We start from the raw sequence: 18,771 nt of genomic DNA, 5'->3' as shown, positions 1-18,771 counted from the left end.
CATGCTCGCCCGCCTGACCTCGCTTGCGCAACGCCAGACCAGTTTGCACCGATCGATATTCCGCCAGAACACCGAATGGTTTCCTTACGGCACCTGTTCGCCATCCTGGCATAAGGAGTTGATGTTTCTGCGATTTCTCGCTTCGGCATCCCCTTCTTACAGTCATGATGGTGTCACTGAATCCGAGTCGGGCATAGGGGCAAACGACGTTTCGGAACTGTGGATAACGTGGATATCGTGGAGAAGATTTGCTGCGCAGCACGACCCGGACGCCGGATGAACGGGAGGTTGTTTTATGTTCATGAAACTCTTGCGATAACGGAAGCGTTACGGTTCCAGCTTGATTGAGAGCAAGACCGAAGCAAGGGAGATTATCATGCGGAATTTCATTATGGCGCTCAGCGCCGCGTCGCTCGCCATTCCCGCCACCATGGCGGTTCCCGTTTCCGGTGCAGAGGCGCGCCGCCACCACCATTACACGCCGCGCGTCTACACGCGTAACGGCCACACCTATTGCCGCCATTCGGACGGCACGACTGGCCTGATCGTCGGCGGTGTCGGCGGCGCGGTGGTTGGCAGCCAGATCGCGGGCCGCGGCAACGGCACGCTCGGTGCGATCATCGGCGGCGTCGGCGGCGCCCTTGGCGGCCGCGCGATCGACCGGTCGATGACGGCAAGCCGTCGCTGCCGCTAAGCGAAAGCCAGCGAGATCGAACAAAGGGCGCGGCGCAATCCGCGCCCTTTTTTGATATGGGGCCGAATCGGCCAAGGGAGACTGACCATGATTCGCAGCGGATCCGCCAGATATGAAGGTTTCGGCAAGGACGGCCTCGGCCATGTCTCGACCCAGTCGGGCGCGCTCTCCGACCAGCCCTATGGCTTCAAAAGCCGGTTCGAGGACGGCGTCGGCACCAACCCCGAGGAACTGATCGCGGCTGCACATGCGAGCTGCTTCACCATGGCACTGAGCTTCGCGCTCGCCCGCGCCGGCTTCGCGGGCGGAACGCTGGAGACAAAGGTGAAAGTGACGCTGGACAAGGACGGGGATGGCTTCAGCATCACCCGCTCCGACCTCGACCTGACCGCGACGATCGACGGCATCGATCCGGCGCAGTTCGACGCGATCGCGGCGGACGCCAAGGCCAATTGCCCGGTTTCGAAGGTGCTGAAGGCTGAGATCACGCTGACTCACAGGCTTAATGCCTGAGCGTAAGGCAGGGCCCCGGCGCGAGAGCCGGGCTCCAGAGATCAGATGAAGCCGCCGCCCATGAACAGACGGATCGCGCAGATGATGATCAGCACGAGGTTGAGGTTGCGGCCCATGTTGCTCGACGACAGGGCACCGAGTGCGAGGCCGACGATGCCGATCGGAATGGTCAGCCAATTGAGCCATCCGAGGAACGGAATGAATCCGATCATCGTGAGCAGCAGGACCAGCAGGCCGACGAGGATCGAGAAGAGATTCAGCATGGGGTGGAACATGGCGACGCTCTCCTCGTAACGCAAGCGTGATGGTGAATCGTTGCTTTGCCAGTGGTTTTGTCGCCAACGCTTCCTTAACCGCAAATAGGCCATGCGATAGCGCTGAAAGCGGAGGGTTGGTTTTCAAATGATGCGTAGCGGGTTTCGCCGTCAGTTTCGGGGCCTGATCCTGCTCGTCCTGCCGCTGGCACTTGTCGCGTGCGGCAAGCGGAGCGATGGCGAGCGCAACCTCGATACGCTCGACAACGAGCTGGTCGAGAGCAACAGCGCAGCCGCGCGCGACCCCGCGCTGATGAGCGCGCTGCACGACCAGATCATGGTCGACCCGACGCTCGCCCAGCAGGCCAATAACGATGCGGTGCGTCCGCCCGCCCAGCCCTATTCCGGCGCGGTGCCGCCCGACGGGATCGCCGTGCCGCCGGGAGGCACAGCCGCGAGCACCGGTGCTGCCACCAGCGAGACCCTGAAAAAGGCACCCGCGCCGGTGGCCAATTGCCCGCAATGCACCGCCGCGCGCGAATCGCTGACGCTCGGCGCGCTCGCCGCGCGGCAAAAGGACAAGCGCACCAGCAATTGCGCGGGCAGCCTGCGCTATTCGGCGCGCTGGGCGCAGCGGCTTCCGGCCGACCTGCCGCTCTATCCCGACGCTCGCGTTTCCGAGGCGGCTGGCAGCGACCAGGGCGGGTGCGCGATGCGGGCGGTGAGCTTTGCGAGCTCGGCGCCGCTGCAGACCGTGATCGACTGGTATTATACCCGGGCGAGCAAGGCTGGCTATTCGGCCGAGCATCAGGCGGATGGCGACGAGCATGTGCTCGGCGGCACCCGCGACCGCGATGGCGGCGCCTTTGCCCTGTTCCTGACCAGCCGCGCCGATGGCGGGACGGACGTGGATCTGGTGGCAAACAACGGGAATTAGTCGAGCAGAGGCCGGAGCGCCTTTCCCCTCTCCCCCTGTGGGAGAGGGAGGGGCCCATTGCGTAGCAATGGGAGGGTGAGGGGGACACCCGCTCATGTCTCGAGCCTCATCCCCCTCACCCTCCAGTCGCGTGTTCCTCCTTCCCTCTCCCACAGGGGGAGAGGGAGAAAAGACTCTTCCGGCAACAAAGGTTCTATTTCCGGCTGATCCGCGCTAACGCACGCCGATGTTCCAACTTCTTCTCGTGATGATCGGCGGTGCCGTCGGTGCCGGCGCGCGGCATTTGACCGGGCGGGCGACGCTTGCGTTGTTCGGCCCCGGCTTTCCCTATGGCACATTGGCGGTGAACCTGATCGGCGGGTTTGCCATGGGCCTGCTCGTCGGAGCGCTCGCGCGGATGTCTGTCCCCGGCGAGAATTGGCGGCTGCTGCTCGGCGTCGGCGTGCTGGGTGGGTACACGACGTTCTCGGCCTTCTCGCTCGATGTGGTGAACATGATCGAGCGCGGCGATCTGGCGGTGGCGGCTTTGTACACGACCGCCTCGGTGGTCGGCGCGATTGCGGCGCTGTTTGCCGGCCTTGCGCTGGTTCGGGTGACAGCGGCATGAGCGAGAAGAGAACCGAGAGCGCCAAAAAAGACGAGGGCGTCCGCCAGTTCAACGTCGGTGCGGATGACGACGGCATCAGGCTCGATCGCTGGTTCAAGCGGCATTTGCCTGACACCAGCTTCACTACCGTCGCCAAATGGGCGCGGACCGGGCAGCTGCGCGTCGATGGCGCGCGGGCGACGCCGGGCGACCGGATCGCCGCCGGCCAGTCGATCCGTGTGCCGCCGGCCGAGGCCGTGCGCGAGGATGCGCCGAAGAAGCGCGAGCGGCCGCCGCTCAGCGAGGAGCAGACCGACTTCATCCGCGAGACGGTGATCCACCGCGACAAGCAGGCGATCGTCATCAACAAGCCGCCGGGCCTTGCGACCCAGGGCGGGACCAAGACGCATGAGCATGTCGACGGCCTGCTCGACGGGCTGCAGTTCGACGGGGAGAGCCGACCCAAGCTCGTCCACCGGCTCGACAAGGACACCAGTGGCGCGCTGCTGATCGCACGCACCACGCGTGCCGCCGCCTTCTTCGCCAAGGCCTTTTCGTCGCGCAGCGCCAAGAAGGTCTATTGGGCGCTGATCGTCGGCGTGCCCTCGATCGAGGACGGCACGATCGACCTGCCGATCGCCAAGCAGCCCGGCAGCGGCGGCGAGAAGATGCATGTCGACGAGAAGGAAGGCAGCCTCGCCCGCACGCGGTATCGCGTGATCGAGAGCGCGGGCAACACCACCGCCTGGGTGGAGCTGATCCCGCATACCGGCCGCACGCATCAGCTGCGCGTGCATATGGCAGCAATCGGTCACCCGATTGTCGGCGACGGCAAATATGGCGGCCAGGCAGCGTTCCTGACCGGCGGGATCAGCCGCAAGATGCATTTGCATTCGCGGCGCATCGGCGTCGACCATCCCGATGGCGGCAAGATCGAGGTGCAGGCCGAACTGCCCCAGCATTTCGCCGAAAGCCTGAAGCAGCTCGGCTTTGACGAGATGCTGGGCAACACTATGCCCCTCGACACCCCGCCGCCACCGAGCAAGGCGGTGAAGAAACAGCAGGCCAAGCAGCACGCCAAGACGGTGCGCAAGGGCCGACGCGGCGAGCGGCGCTCTCGCGGGAGCGCCTGAGGCGAATCGATCGAACCATTCGGCGACGCCGAAAAATGGCAGTTTCTCCCTGTTATCGGCACGGAACAGGGAAAGAACAGGGAAGAAAAAACTTTTCCGGCCGTTTTGGCCGATTTGTTGGATATATTCTCCTGCCCTATCAGTGGCTTGCATGCCGTTCTCCCTGTTATTCGATAACAGGGAGACCTGTAGGAGATAACAGGGAGGCGTGTTGGAATTAACAGGGAGCGCCATCCGCGGAACAGGGCGGCTTGATTCAACAGCAACGTGAAATCGGCTTTTATGCGGTTCTTCATCGTTGGAGTGCTGACATGAGCGCGCATAAGTTTGAATCGAGCGACGAGACGGACCGTGGCACCGGGCCGGGCAGGCCGCCGTCGCGCATCGCCGGGGGCATGACAACTGATGCGGTGGGCGGTTGAACCGGGAAGGTGTGCGGCCGACCGACGGTGCAGGGCCAGGCGAGCGACCACTAAGTGGCCGGGATACATATATATAGATTGATTATTGCACGGTTCCGTCTAGCCTGACTCTCCTGTTCGGGGGAAATCATGCAGATTCGGTCGGAAATCGACGCGTCCAGCGTCCACACGTCTGCGGCGGCCAGCGCCAGCACGCACATTGGCGGCCTGCCCGGCAATTTCGTGCTGAACGGCGACGCGTCCAAATTGTTTGTCGCCGGGAACGACGGTGTGCTCCGCGTGTTCGACAGTGCGGCGGGAACGCTTCTGGGCGCGACCGCCTTGGGCACGCAGCTCGGCGCCATCGATATTTCTCCGGATGGTACGTATCTGCTGATCACCGAGCAACAGCCGGCCAGCTACAATTACGATCAGTATTGGCCGAGTACGACAACTGAATCACTGGTCTATAAAGTGAGCACCGCCACTTATGGCCTGCAGCAGACCTTTCATTATAACTCGACAGGCTCAAATTACACTTTGGCCGATGTCGCCATAACCACGGCCGGCAAGGCGATCTTCACGGAAAATATTCTGCCCGGCTGGAGTGGCTGGACGCCAATGGTCACGCTCGATCTGACGACGGGAGCGTTCTCCACCGCCGGAACTGGCACATATTATCAGGCAGGTTCGCTGACGGCGTCGCCAGATCGGACGAACGTGTTGTACGGGCAGCTCGCTCTTTCCTCGGCGGAAGCGGGAATTTTTGCGCCTGACCTGACGCGGCTCGCTTATCACGGAGGATATGATTACGACGTATATGGCTATGCCACCGGCGTTGAGGCCTTTTCAGGCAGTGGAGCCAACGGACGGGTGGCGATCTCGACCGGGGGGTCACTACATCTTTGGAACGGCAATCTGGGTTATATCAGCAACCTGACTGCGGCTAACAGCCTCCTTGGCAATATCGTTGGCCTGCACTTCAGCGCGGATGGGCAAACGCTTTACGCCTGGAACGGCTCGACCGGCGATGTCTACGGCATCTCGATGTCCACCTTCGCGATCACCGAAACGCTGAGCGGACCGAGCAATTATTCAACGACGCGCGCATGGGGCGACGAGCTGGTCCTGAGCCCCGACGATGGCGCGATATTCCTGTCGACGACCGATGGCATCGTCAGGCTGGAGCATCCCAACATCGCTTCGGGAACCGAGGGCGACGACAATTTTTCCGGACTGCTGCGCAGCGACGTTTACACCGGGTTGGGCGGGAACGATACAATCCATGGCAACGGAGGTGCTGACGATCTGTCGGGTGGTCTGGGCAATGACTGGATCTACGGCGATGACGGCAACGACACGCTGAGCGGCGGCGCCGGCAATGACAAGCTGTACGGCGGCACCGGCGCGGACATGATGTCCGGCGGCACGAACGACGACAGCTATTCCGTCGATAATGCCGGCGATACGGTGTACGAGGCTGTCGGTGAGGGCAATGATCGGGTCGCCGCCAGCGTAAGCTGGACGATGACGGCCGGCCAGGAGATCGAGCAGCTCAGCACAGCCAACGCGGCGGGCACCGAGGCGATCAGCTTCACCGGCAACGAGTTCGCCAACAAGATCGTCGGTAATGATGGCGCGAACACGCTGAACGGCGGCAACGGCAACGATTCGCTATGGGGCGGCGGCGGCGACGATGTGCTCAACGGCGGCCCCGGCGTGGATTCAATGAATGGCGGCACGGGCAGTGACAGCTATTTTGTCGACGATTCCGCCGACACGGTGATCGAAGCGAGCAGTGGCGGGGTCGATTACGACACCGTGACCACCACGGTCAGCTGGGCGCTGGGTGCGGGACAGGAAGTCGAGCGGCTACGTGCCGCGCCAGGCACCGATCCGATCAACCTGACCGGCAATGACTATGCCCAGAAGATGCAGGGCAATGACGGCGACAACATTATCATCGGCGGTGGCGGCAATGATGTGATCATTGCGGCGGGCGGCGCGGATGTGCTCATCGGCGGCACGGGCCTGGACAAACTCACCGGCGGAGCTGGTGCAGACAGGTTCGTGTTCGAGCATGGCGGCCAGATGGACCAGATCGTCGATTTCACCACGGGCGTCGACAAGGCCGATCTCACCGCGTTCGACATGAACTGGCAACAGGTGCAGGACGCCATGACCGAGAGCAACGGCAATACGTATCTCGCGCTGGGCGGTGGCGATCTCGTCGTCTTCGCCGGGGTGGCGAAAGCGTCGCTGAGCGCGGGCGACTTTCTGCTTGGCGGCGGCGCGCCCCTTGCCATCAATGTCGTGGCCCAATTGTGGGATGGCGGGCCTGCCTATGTGGCGGACACGAATAGCGACTTGCCGATCCATGTGCAGCACGAAGCGCACGCGATATTCGGTTGGCACCTGCTGTAATCCCCGCGCCTTGCGCTGACCGGTGGCTCCCGGCTTTGCGAAACTCGCCAATGCCGGTGTAGACGCACTGTAGCGAAACGGGCGCTCCACCCTGGCTTGAGCAGTCAGTCCCGCCCACGAATGGCCTGACCCGCGAAGTTTCTCCTCACTAGAGCGGCTGGGTTTCGATGGAAACGCGGTCTGCTCCAGCACGGCGATAACGAAGCAAAGGCGCGACGGCCGTTCTGGTCAGATCTTCCCGGCGATCCTACGGCTCCACAACATTGGGTCGCGGTTTCTCCGCACACAGCCCGTCGAGGTAGAAATCGAGGTGCCGATGCGCGAGCGATCGCTCCTCGTCCGGCGGCAAGCCCACGGCCAGGGGCCGCGCGAAACGCGTCAAGCCAAACACGATATCGCGTTCTGACAGATCTTCGCGCAGACAACCGTCCCGTACGGCGCGGCCAACCATCGATTTCATGAGCGTAGCCGCACGGGCGCGGAGGTCGGGCCACTCCGGTTTTTCCAGAAGCGGATGGAGAATGTTCGCCGCCCCAATTCCGTTATCCAGGGCTATGTGCATATATTGGCGGAGTGCATCGACACCGTCCGGTACGGTTTCGATCAGGGCCTCTCCGGCACTGATGCTCTTTTCCAGCACGTGACGCGTAGCAGCGTGAAGGAGCGACTGTTGGTCCGGAAAGTGCCTGTAGAGCGTTCCGATGCCGACACCGGCGCGTTCGGCGACAGCGTCTCGCGCCGGCTCGCCGCCAACTTCCAGAACCAGTTCGACAGCGACTTCGATCAGCCGTTGCCGGTTCTTTCGCGCATCAGCCCGCACCGTGCACCCACGCATGGTCTCCCGCCGATCTCCTTGACGCCCTCATAATCGGAGGATATTCCTCCACTTGATTGACTGTCAAGGCGACCATGCGGCAAGGACCTTACGGAGTGGAACAGATGGAGGCGGCGCACTCGCAAGATGTAGAGGGGCTGACAGGCTTGGCCAAAGCCTATTTCGAAGCTGCGTACACGATGGACGCAGAAAAATTCGCGACGATCTTCGATCCCTCCGCTTCTGTCACTCGGCGGGACGATCAGGGTGGAGCGGTCGTTACTCCCATAGCTGAATGGCTCGACATAGTCCGCGGCATGTCCTCGCCGCGTGATGCCGGCAGCGTGCGAAGGGACGAAATTCTGTCCATCGCCATCACCGGAGACCTGGCGGCGCTTAAGCTCCGCCTGCGGATTCCCCCTCGAGAGGTGACGGATCTGCTATCCTGCTTCTACCTCAACGGCCGCTGGCAGATCGTCCAGAAGGTATTTGCGGCCGAGATGCTGGCGTGAAGGCCTTGCTCGCAACGACAGCGGGCCGCGCGGCTCAAGGACTCAATCGAACGAAATAATCACCCTATCGGATCAACCGCGAAGGGATAGCGCGATGGATCGCAGGCACTTTGTTCAATCGTCTTTGCTCGCCGCAGGAATCCTGGTGTTCCCCCCAGGCGCTTCGGGCCGCGACAGGAAGGGCTTGCCGACCAGATTGGATGCGGCAGCGTATCACGCGTCGCGACGCTATGTTTCAACACGGTTCGGGCGCATCGCCTTTGTCGAACGCGGCCGCGGTCCCGCCGCCCTCTTCATCCACGGCTTCCCGCTCAGCGGCTTTCAGTGGCGCGGTGCCCTGGAACGCCTGGCCAGCCAGCGGCGATGTCTCGCGCCGGACCTGATGGGGCTGGGCTATTCGGAGGTGGCTGAGGAGCAGGATCTCTCCCCTCGTTCACAAGCCAACATGCTCGTGGCGTTTCTCGACCGGCTCTCCATCCCGGCCGCCGACCTGATCGCCAACGATAGCGGCGGCACCGTGGCGCAGCTTCTCATGGCGCAACATCCCCGCAGAGTTCGCACCGTCATTCTGACCGACTGCGACGTCGATGAGAACAGTCCGCCGCCGCAAATGCGCAAGTCGATCCAGCAGGCTCGCGACGGCGTATACGACAGGAAGATCGAGCGGCACCTGGCCGATCGGTCCTATGCAAGGTCTCCGCAAGGCATTGGAGGCGGTGCCTATGCCGACCCCGCCAATTTCAGCGACGAGGCGATCGAATACAGCTTACCTCCTCTCATCGCCTCACCCCTGAGAAGAACCCAGCTTAACCGCTACCTGGCGGCGTTCGAACCGAATCCGCTTGTGGCGATCAAGCCGTTGCTCGAACGCTGTGACGCGCCAACGAGGATGGTTTGGGGGACGGCCGACCCATTGTTCGCGCCTGTATGGGCGGAGTGGCTCGATCGCACGCTGCCCAGATCGCGCGGTGTTCGCCTCGTCGACGGCGGCCGATTGTTCTGGCCGGAGGAGCACGCCGATCTCCTCGCTGAGGAAGCGCGGGCCCTGTGGTCGACGCGGCAATCGCGCTCGGATCGCTTGACGACGACATAAACGGAGCATATTACTCCGTTTATGTCCTTTGGAGACAGCAATGAGCGAACTCATCCTCACGACATATGACTGGGTCCCCGAACTTCCGCGCGGTCTTGTGCGCGACCTGAGGGTGCGCTGGGCCCTGGAAGAGGCTGAGCTGCCCTATCGGGTGGAAAGCACGCCGTTTCACGATCGCGGCCCCGACCATTTCGCAGCGCAGCCGTTCGGCCAGGTGCCATGGTTGACCGATGGAGACGTGACCATCTTCGAGAGCGGCGCGATCCTGCTGCACCTGGCCGAGAAGAGTCCAGCCCTCATGCCCGAGGATCGGCGCAGCCGGGCTGAGGTCATGTCGTGGGTTATCGCCGCACTCAACTCAGTCGACCTGCCGTGTCAGCCATGGGCCTTGTTCCGTTTCATGGGCTTCCCCGGAGAGGCGCCCGAGGCGAAGTTCGTGGAGGCGTTCCTGAAGGCCCGGCTCGATCGAATGGAAATCATTCTGTCGGACCGGGAGTGGCTGGTGGGCGATCGCTTCTCGGTGGCGGACCTTCTGATGGCGGATGTCCTGCGACAGCTGGAGCGGTTCGACGGGATGGCAAACCACCCCAATTCCCGCGCGTTCGTCGCGCGCGCCACGGCCCGGCCCGCGTTCGCGAAAGCGTATGACGACCAGATGGCCCATTTCGCCGCGGCCGACGCGGCCTGAGGAGGGGCCAATGTACGCCAGGGATGTTCCCCCGGGGACCATATTCTATCACGGCACCAAGGCGGCCCTCGACATCGGCGGTCTGATCAGGCCAGGCTTCGGAAGCAATTTCGTCGAGCGCGGGCTGAAACACGTCTATTTCACAGCGACGGTCGAAGCGGCGACATGGGGCGCGGAGCTCGCCAGGGGCGAAGGCCGGGGCCGCATCTTCATTGTGGAGCCGACCGGCCCATTCGAGGACGATCCGAACCTCACCGACAAGAAGTTCCCGGGCAATATGACCGCATCCTACCGCTCGGTCGATCCACTGCGGATCACCGGTGAGGTCAAGGACTGGGCCGGCCATTCCCCCGAGCGGCTCCAGGAAATGAAGGACAATCTCGCCCGCATGAAGCTGGAGGGCAGCGACACGATCATCGAGGACTGAGAGCGAGACTTGCCGACGGATCGACCCGCCAATCGGCGGCCCGATAGAAGCGGGGTTGCACGGGCGCCGTAAGGCAACGGTAAGGAACAGCATGCGCGACTGACTGCGGGCGGGCGGGATGAACGGCAGCGCTCCCACTGAACCGACTGGGTCCGTCCCGGCTATTTTGTGGTCAAGTTGCAACAGCGCGGATTTATCGCCCTTACCGGCTTGAACATCGTCCTGAAATATCATGGTAGTGGTGAACCGGGGGGTAAAGAAAACAGGGACTCGTATGACCTTCCATCCCGCGCATAGCCGTATGCTCGCCGTGACGACCTCGCTCATTGCTCTCGTGGCGGTTGCCGCTCCAGCCACTGCCCAGACCGCCTCGCCGGGCGATGCGCCCAGCAACATTCCGCAGTCGAGCGTTGAGCCTGAATCAGCCAGGACGCCGGACAAGGAAATCGTCGTTACCGGGTCGCGCATCCGCCGCCCCGACTTCGAGACCGCCAGCCCCATCGTCTCGGTGAGCGGAATCACGCTCCAGCAGTCGGGCACGACCAACGTCACTGATTTCCTGACCGGCTATCCGGCCCTGATCGGGTCATCCACGTCGAACCAGAATTCAGGCGACAGCGCGGGGATTGGCGCCACTGGCCTCAACCTTTTGAATCTGCGTAACTTTGGCACGCAACGCACGCTGATTCTCGTCGATGGCCGACGCCATGTCTCCGGCCTCGAAGGGTCGGAAGACGTCGATATCAACACGATCCCGCAGGATCTGATCGAGCGCGTCGACGTGCTGACCGGCGGCGCCTCCGCAATCTATGGTGCCGATGCCGTGACTGGCGTCGTGAACTTCATCCTCAAGAAAGATTTCGAGGGCATCTCCGCACGCGCGCAGGCAGGAATTTCCGAACAGGGCGATGCCGGGCAGCGGCTGTTCACGATTACCGCCGGCAAGAATTTCGCGGGCGGTCGCGGCAATATCGCGCTCGCCTATGAATATGGCGTCAATGATCGCTACACGACGCAGGATCGCGACTATCTGACCGGAGGGAACCTGGTTACCTTCCGCCGCAACCCCAATTATACCGCGAACACGCCCGGCTCCTATTACGTCATTCCGACGCGCGACGCGCGCTATCTCGACACCGCGCGCAACGGCGCGGTCGACGTTACCTTCGATGGCATCCCGGAGTTCACCGGCACGGGAAAGGTCTATGATCGCGGGACGGTCCTGCCCGGCAACGCCTATTCGGTCGGCGGCGACTCCACGCGCATCGCCGACTATGGCAACGATCTGCTGCCGCAGGTCGAACGCCATGTCGGCAATGTGGTCGGCCATTTCGATGTATCGCCGGCATTGACGATCTTCGCGGAGGGCAAGTACGCCCAGACGAAGTCCTTCTCGCTGGCTCAGCCTACCTTTGATTATTATCTGTATGTCCCGGAGGATAATCCCTTCATCCCCGCGAGCATCAGGGCTGCAATCGATCCTGCCCTTGGCGGCGTGCTGGTCACGCGGGACAATTTCGATCTCGGTCAGCGCGGCGAGAATATCAAGCGTGAGACCTATCGGGGCGTCATCGGTGCGCGCGGCGACATCGCCGACGACCTGCATTACGAAGTTTCGTACGTCTATGGTCAGACGAACGTCACGGCGCATTACGTCAATGACCGCTACACAGATCGCTTTCTGGACGCGATTGATGTCGTAACCGGAACCAATGGTCAGCCCGCTTGCCGCGTGACCGCGCTCGGTGTTGCCTCGGCAGTCGCCGCCGGCGCAAGCGTAGCGCCCGTATCGTTCAGTCCGAACCAGTGCGTTCCGCTCAACATCTTCGGCGAGGGCGTTGCGAGCCAGGCGGCGCTCGATTTCATCCACGCCGACACGACCGACCGCTCACGCATCACGCAACAGGTCGTATCGGGTTCGATCGGTGGTGACTTCCGTCGCTTGTTCCATCTCCCGGGCGGTGAACTGGGCTATTCGATCGGTGGCGAATATCGGCGCGAGACGTCGAGCTTCACCCCCGATGCGATCGCGCAGCAGGGGCAGACTTTCACCAACGCGCTGTCGCCGACCGTGGGCAAGTTCGACGTCAAGGAAGTGTTCGCCGAGCTGGATGCGCCTTTGCTCAAGGACCAGCCGTTCTTCAACGTACTCGATGTGGCGGCGGCGATTCGGTATTCGGATTATTCGACGATCGGTTCGACCACGACCTACAAGGCCGATCTGACCTGGGCACCGGTGCGCGACATCCGCTTCCGCGGCACCTACTCCTATGCTGTGCGGGCGCCCAATATCGGCGAGCTTTTCGGCGGCGCATCGCAAACCTATCAGTTCTTCGACGATCCCTGCGCAGTGAACAATCGTTCGCTCGGCACCGCAACGCGTGCCGCAAACTGCACCGCCGTACTCACGGCGGCTGGCCTGAGCCCAGCGCAGATTGCGGTCTATGAGGATCCACGCTCAGTCAACATTGCCGGCACGCAGACCAGCAACGCCGCCCTGAAGGCGGAGCGTGCGCGCACCTGGACCGCCGGCGTCGTACTTTCGCCGCGCTTCCTGCCTGGCTTCACTGCGTCTTTCGACTGGTACGACATCAAGCTCAAGGACGCGATCAATACGGTCGATCCGCAGCAACTCGCTGAGCTTTGCGTCGACCAGGCGACGACACAGAACCAGTTTTGCGGGTTGATCGTACGTGAGGCAGGCACTGGCCTGATCAGCGATTTCACGATCCAGCCGCAGAATGTGGCGAGCTTCCAGACCGCGGGTATGGACGTCAACCTGAACTATCGGCTGGCCACGGCCAGCCATGGCGTCTTCAACCTGAAGGTGGTCGGCAACTATCTCAACAAGCTGGCTTTCACCGGAACGCCTGGCGCGGACGCGACGGACAATCTGCGGGCGACCTACTCGCCCAAATTCCAGGCGAATATGGACCTGACATGGGCCAAGGGACCCTTCTCGCTGAACTATGGCTTGTCCTGGTTCGACAAGACCTATCGTACTGGCATCACCCCCCTCACCCTGGCTGGCAATGCGAACTACATCGATCCGAAATATGCCTTTTACAAGGATCGTTGGGTGCATGACATCTATGCAAGCGTTGACGTGACCAAGAACTTCCAATTCTATGGTGGCATCAACAATTTCACCAACCAGAAGCCCGATATCGGTTCGTCTTCATATCCGGTTGAATCGGTCGGCCGCTTCTTCTTCGCAGGGGTGCGGGCCAAACTGCCCAAATTCTGATCCTTGCGGACTTTTTCAACCAGGGGCCCCGGCGGAAACGCCGGGGCCTTTTGGTTTGCGCAGGAATGGCCGCGTTCAATCGGGGTGTCGGTGAATTGCCATCGGCCCGTGGCGAGCTACATCCTCGACATTGCCGGCGGCCTCTTCCTCGTCGGTGCTACAGTCCAGCGGCGGCTCAAACCGGCGACAGCACTCCGGTCCCAAGATTGTACAGCGCGCCCGTGATCTTGATCCCACCTGCCTGTTCGCGTGCCGCGATCAGCGGGCTGCGTTCGCGGATGAGCGCTACCGTCGCCTTGACATGATTGGCCGCGACCAGGTTCACGAACTCCGGATTGTGCGAGGTCCGGTCGCCCTCATATCTGGTTTCGGCGATCGTGTTGCGGAAGCGGGCGAGCAGCAATGTCAGGCTGCCGAGCGTCGCATTGTCGATCGCGCCCTTGATAGCCCCGCAATTGGTGTGGCCCATCACCATGATGACCTTGGCGCCCTCGATCTCGATCGCGAATTCCATCGAGCCGATAATGTCTTCGTTGATCGTATTGCCGGCGACCCGGGCGGTGAATCCGTCACCGATGCCGAGATCGCACAGCACTTCCACAGGCGTTCGGGAATCAATGCACGTCAGGAACATGGCTGCCGGATATTGCTTGCCGGCAGTGTTGCGCTGCTCCGCCAGCCAGTCGCGTTTGTGCATCCTGTTGTCTGTGAAGCGCTTGTTTCCATCCATGATTTCCTGGATGATCTCGTCCGGCGAGAGCTTGGCGCGGCGGTCCGGCCCCCAGTTCTGCGCCCGCGCCTCGGTAGGCATGCCGACTGCGGCAAGCCCCGCAATCCCGGCGACCGCGCCGATGGTGAGCATGGATCTGCGGCTGATGTCGCAGGCTTCGTCGCATTCATGCATGGTCGAACTCCTCGTGCTCGGAAGTGCCAACGACATGCAGAGCAGGACGGCCAATGCGTGCCTCGCGGGAGCGGAATATCACGGAAACGCAGCCCAGGAAGGCCAAGTGAAACCGATTCGGCCGCACTATCTCCCGGGCTGGGCTGCCTCTGGTCCGGCTAGGGCTTTACGTCCATCTCGAACGGCACGGCAGGAAGGTCCTCCACGCTGTAGAGATTGACATAGGGCGCGTCAGCCCAGGCATAACGCACCCGCGTGACCTCCGGTTTGCCCGCTCCCTGCAGGACGACCGTGTCGCCCCGCGCGGTGGCGGTCGCATAGCTGCAGTTCTCGCCCGCGCAGGCCTCGAAGCCGATCGCATTGTCCGAACTATAGGTGCGCAGGCCCCCGCCGGTGTTGCGGAAGCTGACGATCAGGTCAGCGCCCAACCGCGCCACTGACACCGCCTCCGGGCCGCCGGGCGTGATCTTCTCGCCATAGACGACCGCGCGTGCCGCCCGTGCCAGCCGCTCGCCGACCACCGTCTTCTGGGTCGGATGAATGTCGGTCCGGTCGCCGACGTCGATCGTCACCGCGAGCCCGGCATGGGCATCATGCTGCACGGACAGCGACTGGGCTTTGCGGAGCTCTGCCCAGCCCGAATGCCCCGGCCTGGTCGCGACCGAACCAAAGGAGGCAAGCTGCGCGATCATGAAGGGCAGTTCCGGCTGGCCGAACTTGTGGCGCCAATCGGCCATCATCAGCGGCAACAGAGTCTCGTACTCCTTGCCGGCATCGCCATTGGCCTCGCCCTGATACCAGGCCACCATGGTGAAGCCATAGTCGCGGATCGGCGCGATCATGCCGTTATAGAGCGTCGTAAGGCTGGTCGGCACCGTCCAGGGCGCTGCCGCGATCGAAAGGCCCCTTGCCTGCATCCCTGCCTGGTAGCGCCACGGAGCGTTCAGCGGAACGAACTCGCCCGATGCCGTCCGGATGCCGCGAAATTGCGGCTGACCCGTCAGCCCGCCGTTCCCGAGCACCCGCAACACGATCACGTTCTTGCCGGGATGGAATATAGTGGCTGGCACCTCATAATCGCGCCACATCCAGCCGATGGTGCCGCTGCCGACATAAGTGCCGTTGATCCAGGCGCTGTCATAGGTGTCGATCGGCCCAAGCTGCAACGCATTGGCGCTCGCCGCCTGCGCGGCTGTGAGTGTCACGCTCGTCCGGTACCAGACGACGCCCTCGAAACTGGCCAGCGCCGGGATGCCGGCGTCCTTCCATGAGCCGGTCGGCGTGATCGAACCCCACGCCGAATCGTCGAAATCGGGTGCGATCCACGCACGCTGGGTCTTGGCGCTGGGATCATGCGCATCCCACCACGCCTCTTCGCGGCGATTCTGCTCGGCCTTTGCTTTCACGGGAGACGTCGCAAGCTGCGCGACCAGCGCCACCCCAGGCTCATAAGCCTTCAGCGTGCGCAACGAGTCTCCGCTGATCCAGCTCTGGATGGTGGTGCCGCCCCAATCCGAATCGATGAAGCCGACCGGGATCTTCAACTTCTGCTGCAGCGACTTCGCCATATAATAGCACACCGCCGAGGCCTCGCCGACCGTATCCGGCCCAACCGGCTTCCACGTAACTGCGGTCTTGAGCTCGTCCCGCGGCGCCGGTGCACTGTCATGCTCGATATTGACGTAGCGCAAATTGGCATTGGCCGATCCCCCCAGGCCCCACGCGCCAGCCGCTATGCGGACGGGGAATTCCATATTGGATTGCCCGCTGCAGAGATAGACATCGCCAATCGCGATATCGCTGAGCGTCGTTGTGCTACCCCCGGCGCTGGCGCTCAGCGTGTAGGATCCGCCCGCTGCCATTTTCGGCAACGTCACTCGCCACCGGCCGCTGCCGTCGGCCACAGCTTTGGCCGCCTGGCCGTTGAGGCTCACCGTCACCTCGGCTTTCGGCGTGGCCGATCCCCACACCGCGATCGGCCGATCGCGCTGCAGCACTGCGTGATCGCCGAAGATGCGCGCGAAGGTCGGCGCCGCGGTCTGCGCCTGCGCGGCGGCGGGCACAGAGAGGGCGATCAGCGCTGCGACGACGGCCTGGTTACGTGGCAATGACATTCTGATCCGCTCCCCTTCGCCATTGGATTCGCAACGGCTGTGCGCTGGAATATGCGCGAGCGGGGCGCCGGTCCAGCGTTGTCATTACAGGAAACGGATCAATGGGCGCCCGCGCCTAAGCCTTCGCGGGGCCCTCGCGAGTACGCAGCAGAAAGGCGGCACCCGGCACGTCGATCGAATGCCCTGTCTCCCGCAGCGTGCCATCCTCCTCCACCGCAAAGGCGACGACATTCTCGCCCTCCTCATTGGCCAGGATCAGCCTGTTCGCATCCTCGACCAGCAGGAAGAACCGCGGCGACGCGCCGCCGCTCGGAAGATACTGAAGCAGCGCGATCTGGCCGTCGGCAGCGTCCAGCGCGAACACTGCGATGCTGTCATGGCCGCGATTGGTGACATAGACGCGGTTTCCCGCCGCGTTCAGCGCCAGGTGGCCGCCCAGGCTCTCGCCGCTGAACCCGTGTGGCAGGGTCGAGTGCTGCGCCCGAAAGCGCAATCCGCCCTCGATCACGTCAAACAAAGTCAGGGTGCTGGCCAGTTCGCTGACCAGCAATGCCATCGCGCCGTCCGGGTGGAACAGCAGGTGACGCGGCCCGGAACCCGCCGGCGCCTGCCATGCGACATCGGACTCGCTGAGGTCGCTGCCATCAAGCCGCAAGCGCAGGATCTGGTCAGTGCCGAGGTCCGCTGCATAGAGCCATCGCCCGTCCGGGCTGAACTGCACGCAATGGATATGCGGCCCTCCTGCCGATCCGCGACGGGGCCGTGGCCCTGGTTGGACCAGTGCGTGCCCGGCCCGATCGGCATCCCATCCGAGCCGATCTCGAACAGCGCCAGGCTGCCGCTGCCGTAATTCGCCACTGCGAGCCGCGCCTCATTCGCGTCCAGCGCCAGATAACAGGGCTCGCTGCCACCGCTCGGCACGTCGCCGGCCGTCCGCCAGCCACTATCAGTCAGGTGGTAGGCGCCGATCGCCCCTTCTGCCTGCTCGTTCACCAGATAATGGATGCCATGCCGCTCGGCGTGGACCCCGAACGACGCATTGAGGGCAATCGGATCGGGGATCCCCAGCGCGAACCCCTCGCCGGCGTCATAACGAAGCGGGTAGAGGCCAAGCCCGCCAGCTTTGCGATAGGTGCCGACATGAAGGTCGATCGCCGCCATCAGGCGGTCTTCTGCAGCCGCGGTTCGATGCGCAACGTCAGCACATCGCAGCGCTCCGACCGGCTAAGCGTGAACAGGATCGCCTCGGCAATCTCCTCGGCATAGAGCATCTCATGCCGCGCGATCGCCTCGCGCTGCTCGTCGACGCTGCACTCCTGCATGTCGGTGCCGACCGATCCCGGCTCGATCACGCTCACCCTGATATTCTTCTCGGCGACTTCTTTGCGGAGCGTCTCCGCAAAGGCGTTGATGCCGCCCTTGGTCGCTGCATAGACGCTCTCACCCGGCGCCTTGATGTGCGTGCTGATCGAGCTGACGAACAGCAGATGGCCGCCGTCCTCTTCCATCCGCCGCATCGCCGCCCGGGCACAGGCGAGATAGCCGACCAGGTTGGTCTCGACGACATAGCGCCACTCATCCTCCTCCATCTCATGGAGCGGATCGGCGGCAAGCGCTGCGCAGGCGACCAGTATGTCGAGGCCGCCGAGCTGCCGGTCGACTGCCTCGAACACAGAAGTGGTGCCCTCGGACGTCGCCGCATCGGCGGTGAGGCCAAGCACCTCACCGCCAGCCTCACGAGCATTTCCCAGCGAGGCGTCGAGCTCGGCCTGATGCCTGCCAAAGGTCAGCACCCGCGCACCGCGCCCGGCAAGCGCCTTCACCGTCGCCCGCCCGATCCCGGTGGTGCCGCCGGTGACCAGCACCCGCTTGCCCTCGAGCGAAATCTCATAGCCTGCCATCTCGCGCTTCCCGAAATCATGGGTAAAATCCGTGCCTACCGAACCGGGCGCGGGCGGTTGCGTTCCACAATTTCGAAGGAAAACAAGTATCTAACACAGGTTAGTATCATGCGTAATCGGGCAACTCCA

17 protein-coding genes and 1 pseudogene are annotated in these 18,771 nt (G+C 63.1%); 12 read left to right on the top strand and 6 right to left on the bottom strand.

The window, feature by feature from the left end:
• The first annotated feature begins 1 nt into the window (after position 1).
• From AC1DVS_RS14960 to AC1DVS_RS14950, 3 genes are all read left to right on the top strand, one after another.
• On the top strand, positions 2-280 hold the full coding sequence (locus tag AC1DVS_RS14960) for a hypothetical protein (protein WP_478024277.1): 279 nt from the start codon (positions 2-4) through the stop codon (positions 278-280).
• 96 nt (positions 281-376) lie between these two features.
• The gene (locus tag AC1DVS_RS14955) at positions 377-694 is read left to right on the top strand and encodes a glycine zipper 2TM domain-containing protein (RefSeq protein WP_478024276.1); all 318 of its coding nucleotides are present in this window, start codon (positions 377-379) and stop codon (positions 692-694) included.
• Positions 695-781: 87 nt separating this feature from the next.
• On the top strand, positions 782-1,207 hold the full coding sequence (locus AC1DVS_RS14950; RefSeq protein ID WP_478024274.1) for an OsmC family protein: 426 nt from the start codon (positions 782-784) through the stop codon (positions 1,205-1,207).
• A 41-nt stretch (positions 1,208-1,248) separates the two neighbouring features.
• Here AC1DVS_RS14950 and AC1DVS_RS14945 read toward each other — a convergent pair whose 3' ends face one another.
• Positions 1,249-1,470 carry a hypothetical protein gene (locus tag AC1DVS_RS14945; RefSeq protein ID WP_478024273.1) on the bottom strand — a complete coding sequence of 74 codons (222 nt, stop codon included), beginning with the start codon at positions 1,468-1,470 and terminating at the stop codon, positions 1,249-1,251.
• A 139-nt stretch (positions 1,471-1,609) separates the two neighbouring features.
• Between AC1DVS_RS14945 and AC1DVS_RS14940 the strand changes: the two genes are divergently transcribed.
• The 4 genes from AC1DVS_RS14940 to AC1DVS_RS14925 all read left to right on the top strand — a co-directional run bounded on the left by AC1DVS_RS14940 (position 1,610) and on the right by AC1DVS_RS14925 (position 6,942).
• Positions 1,610-2,398, top strand: coding sequence for a hypothetical protein (locus AC1DVS_RS14940; RefSeq protein ID WP_478024271.1), 789 nt, complete (start codon positions 1,610-1,612; stop codon positions 2,396-2,398).
• A 226-nt stretch (positions 2,399-2,624) separates the two neighbouring features.
• Positions 2,625-3,005 (top strand): fluoride efflux transporter CrcB, encoded by a 381-nt coding sequence (crcB, locus tag AC1DVS_RS14935; RefSeq protein WP_478024270.1) that lies wholly within the window; start codon positions 2,625-2,627, stop codon positions 3,003-3,005.
• Positions 3,002-4,117 carry an RluA family pseudouridine synthase gene (locus AC1DVS_RS14930; protein ID WP_478024268.1) on the top strand — a complete coding sequence of 372 codons (1,116 nt, stop codon included), beginning with the start codon at positions 3,002-3,004 and terminating at the stop codon, positions 4,115-4,117. The genes crcB and AC1DVS_RS14930 overlap by 4 nt, the downstream gene beginning before the upstream one ends.
• Before the next feature lie 551 nt (positions 4,118-4,668).
• Positions 4,669-6,942 carry a M10 family metallopeptidase C-terminal domain-containing protein gene (locus AC1DVS_RS14925; protein WP_478024266.1) on the top strand — a complete coding sequence of 758 codons (2,274 nt, stop codon included), beginning with the start codon at positions 4,669-4,671 and terminating at the stop codon, positions 6,940-6,942.
• 247 nt (positions 6,943-7,189) lie between these two features.
• Here AC1DVS_RS14925 and AC1DVS_RS14920 read toward each other — a convergent pair whose 3' ends face one another.
• Positions 7,190-7,777 carry a TetR/AcrR family transcriptional regulator gene (locus AC1DVS_RS14920; protein ID WP_478024265.1) on the bottom strand — a complete coding sequence of 196 codons (588 nt, stop codon included), beginning with the start codon at positions 7,775-7,777 and terminating at the stop codon, positions 7,190-7,192.
• A gap of 104 nt (positions 7,778-7,881) precedes the next feature.
• On the opposite strand from AC1DVS_RS14920, the gene AC1DVS_RS14915 reads away from it, so the two are divergent.
• From AC1DVS_RS14915 to AC1DVS_RS14895, 5 genes are all read left to right on the top strand, one after another.
• A complete protein-coding gene (locus AC1DVS_RS14915) occupies positions 7,882-8,268 on the top strand; it encodes a nuclear transport factor 2 family protein (RefSeq protein WP_478024459.1) in 387 nt (128 codons plus the stop codon).
• 94 nt (positions 8,269-8,362) lie between these two features.
• A complete protein-coding gene (locus AC1DVS_RS14910; RefSeq protein WP_478024264.1) occupies positions 8,363-9,361 on the top strand; it encodes an alpha/beta fold hydrolase in 999 nt (332 codons plus the stop codon).
• A gap of 40 nt (positions 9,362-9,401) precedes the next feature.
• Positions 9,402-10,049: a glutathione S-transferase family protein gene (locus AC1DVS_RS14905; protein ID WP_478024262.1), complete on the top strand. Its 648-nt coding sequence runs from the start codon at positions 9,402-9,404 to the stop codon at positions 10,047-10,049.
• Between the two features lie 10 nt (positions 10,050-10,059).
• The gene (arr, locus tag AC1DVS_RS14900) at positions 10,060-10,476 is read left to right on the top strand and encodes an NAD(+)--rifampin ADP-ribosyltransferase (protein ID WP_478024260.1); all 417 of its coding nucleotides are present in this window, start codon (positions 10,060-10,062) and stop codon (positions 10,474-10,476) included.
• 274 nt (positions 10,477-10,750) lie between these two features.
• A complete protein-coding gene (locus tag AC1DVS_RS14895; protein WP_478024258.1) occupies positions 10,751-13,723 on the top strand; it encodes a TonB-dependent receptor plug domain-containing protein in 2,973 nt (990 codons plus the stop codon).
• A gap of 175 nt (positions 13,724-13,898) precedes the next feature.
• Here AC1DVS_RS14895 and AC1DVS_RS14890 read toward each other — a convergent pair whose 3' ends face one another.
• From AC1DVS_RS14890 to AC1DVS_RS14875, 4 genes and pseudogenes are all read right to left on the bottom strand, one after another.
• Entirely contained in the window at positions 13,899-14,627 is a 729-nt protein-coding gene (locus tag AC1DVS_RS14890; RefSeq protein ID WP_478024257.1) for a carbonic anhydrase family protein, read from the bottom strand.
• 158 nt (positions 14,628-14,785) lie between these two features.
• On the bottom strand, positions 14,786-16,741 hold the full coding sequence (locus tag AC1DVS_RS14885) for a sialate O-acetylesterase (RefSeq protein ID WP_478024255.1): 1,956 nt from the start codon (positions 16,739-16,741) through the stop codon (positions 14,786-14,788).
• A 115-nt stretch (positions 16,742-16,856) separates the two neighbouring features.
• Positions 16,857-17,902: pseudogene (locus AC1DVS_RS14880) on the bottom strand (lactonase family protein).
• The gene (locus AC1DVS_RS14875; protein ID WP_478024254.1) at positions 17,902-18,642 is read right to left on the bottom strand and encodes an SDR family oxidoreductase; all 741 of its coding nucleotides are present in this window, start codon (positions 18,640-18,642) and stop codon (positions 17,902-17,904) included. Before AC1DVS_RS14875 ends, AC1DVS_RS14880 begins: the two are co-directional and overlap by 1 nt.
• Positions 18,643-18,771: the final 129 nt, after the last annotated feature.

The sequence above is a fragment of the Sphingomonas sp. P3_C5 genome, from assembly GCF_056402635.1.
This window is presented reverse-complemented; position numbering and strand designations above follow the sequence as displayed.

Bases quoted from the DNA above. Each gene is read 5' to 3' on its own strand.
- AC1DVS_RS14960 (WP_478024277.1), top strand. From the start codon at position 2: ATGCTCGCCCGCCTGACCTCGCTTGCGCAACGCCAGACCAGTTTGCAC.
- AC1DVS_RS14955 (WP_478024276.1), top strand. From the start codon at position 377: ATGCGGAATTTCATTATGGCGCTCAGCGCCGCGTCGCTCGCCATTCCC.
- AC1DVS_RS14950 (WP_478024274.1), top strand. From the start codon at position 782: ATGATTCGCAGCGGATCCGCCAGATATGAAGGTTTCGGCAAGGACGGC.
- AC1DVS_RS14945 (WP_478024273.1), bottom strand. From the start codon at position 1,470: ATGCTGAATCTCTTCTCGATCCTCGTCGGCCTGCTGGTCCTGCTGCTC.
- AC1DVS_RS14940 (WP_478024271.1), top strand. From the start codon at position 1,610: ATGATGCGTAGCGGGTTTCGCCGTCAGTTTCGGGGCCTGATCCTGCTC.
- crcB (WP_478024270.1), top strand. From the start codon at position 2,625: ATGTTCCAACTTCTTCTCGTGATGATCGGCGGTGCCGTCGGTGCCGGC.
- AC1DVS_RS14930 (WP_478024268.1), top strand. From the start codon at position 3,002: ATGAGCGAGAAGAGAACCGAGAGCGCCAAAAAAGACGAGGGCGTCCGC.
- AC1DVS_RS14925 (WP_478024266.1), top strand. From the start codon at position 4,669: ATGCAGATTCGGTCGGAAATCGACGCGTCCAGCGTCCACACGTCTGCG.
- AC1DVS_RS14920 (WP_478024265.1), bottom strand. From the start codon at position 7,777: ATGCGTGGGTGCACGGTGCGGGCTGATGCGCGAAAGAACCGGCAACGG.
- AC1DVS_RS14915 (WP_478024459.1), top strand. From the start codon at position 7,882: ATGGAGGCGGCGCACTCGCAAGATGTAGAGGGGCTGACAGGCTTGGCC.
- AC1DVS_RS14910 (WP_478024264.1), top strand. From the start codon at position 8,363: ATGGATCGCAGGCACTTTGTTCAATCGTCTTTGCTCGCCGCAGGAATC.
- AC1DVS_RS14905 (WP_478024262.1), top strand. From the start codon at position 9,402: ATGAGCGAACTCATCCTCACGACATATGACTGGGTCCCCGAACTTCCG.
- arr (WP_478024260.1), top strand. From the start codon at position 10,060: ATGTACGCCAGGGATGTTCCCCCGGGGACCATATTCTATCACGGCACC.
- AC1DVS_RS14895 (WP_478024258.1), top strand. From the start codon at position 10,751: ATGACCTTCCATCCCGCGCATAGCCGTATGCTCGCCGTGACGACCTCG.
- AC1DVS_RS14890 (WP_478024257.1), bottom strand. From the start codon at position 14,627: ATGCATGAATGCGACGAAGCCTGCGACATCAGCCGCAGATCCATGCTC.
- AC1DVS_RS14885 (WP_478024255.1), bottom strand. From the start codon at position 16,741: ATGTCATTGCCACGTAACCAGGCCGTCGTCGCAGCGCTGATCGCCCTC.
- AC1DVS_RS14875 (WP_478024254.1), bottom strand. From the start codon at position 18,642: ATGGCAGGCTATGAGATTTCGCTCGAGGGCAAGCGGGTGCTGGTCACC.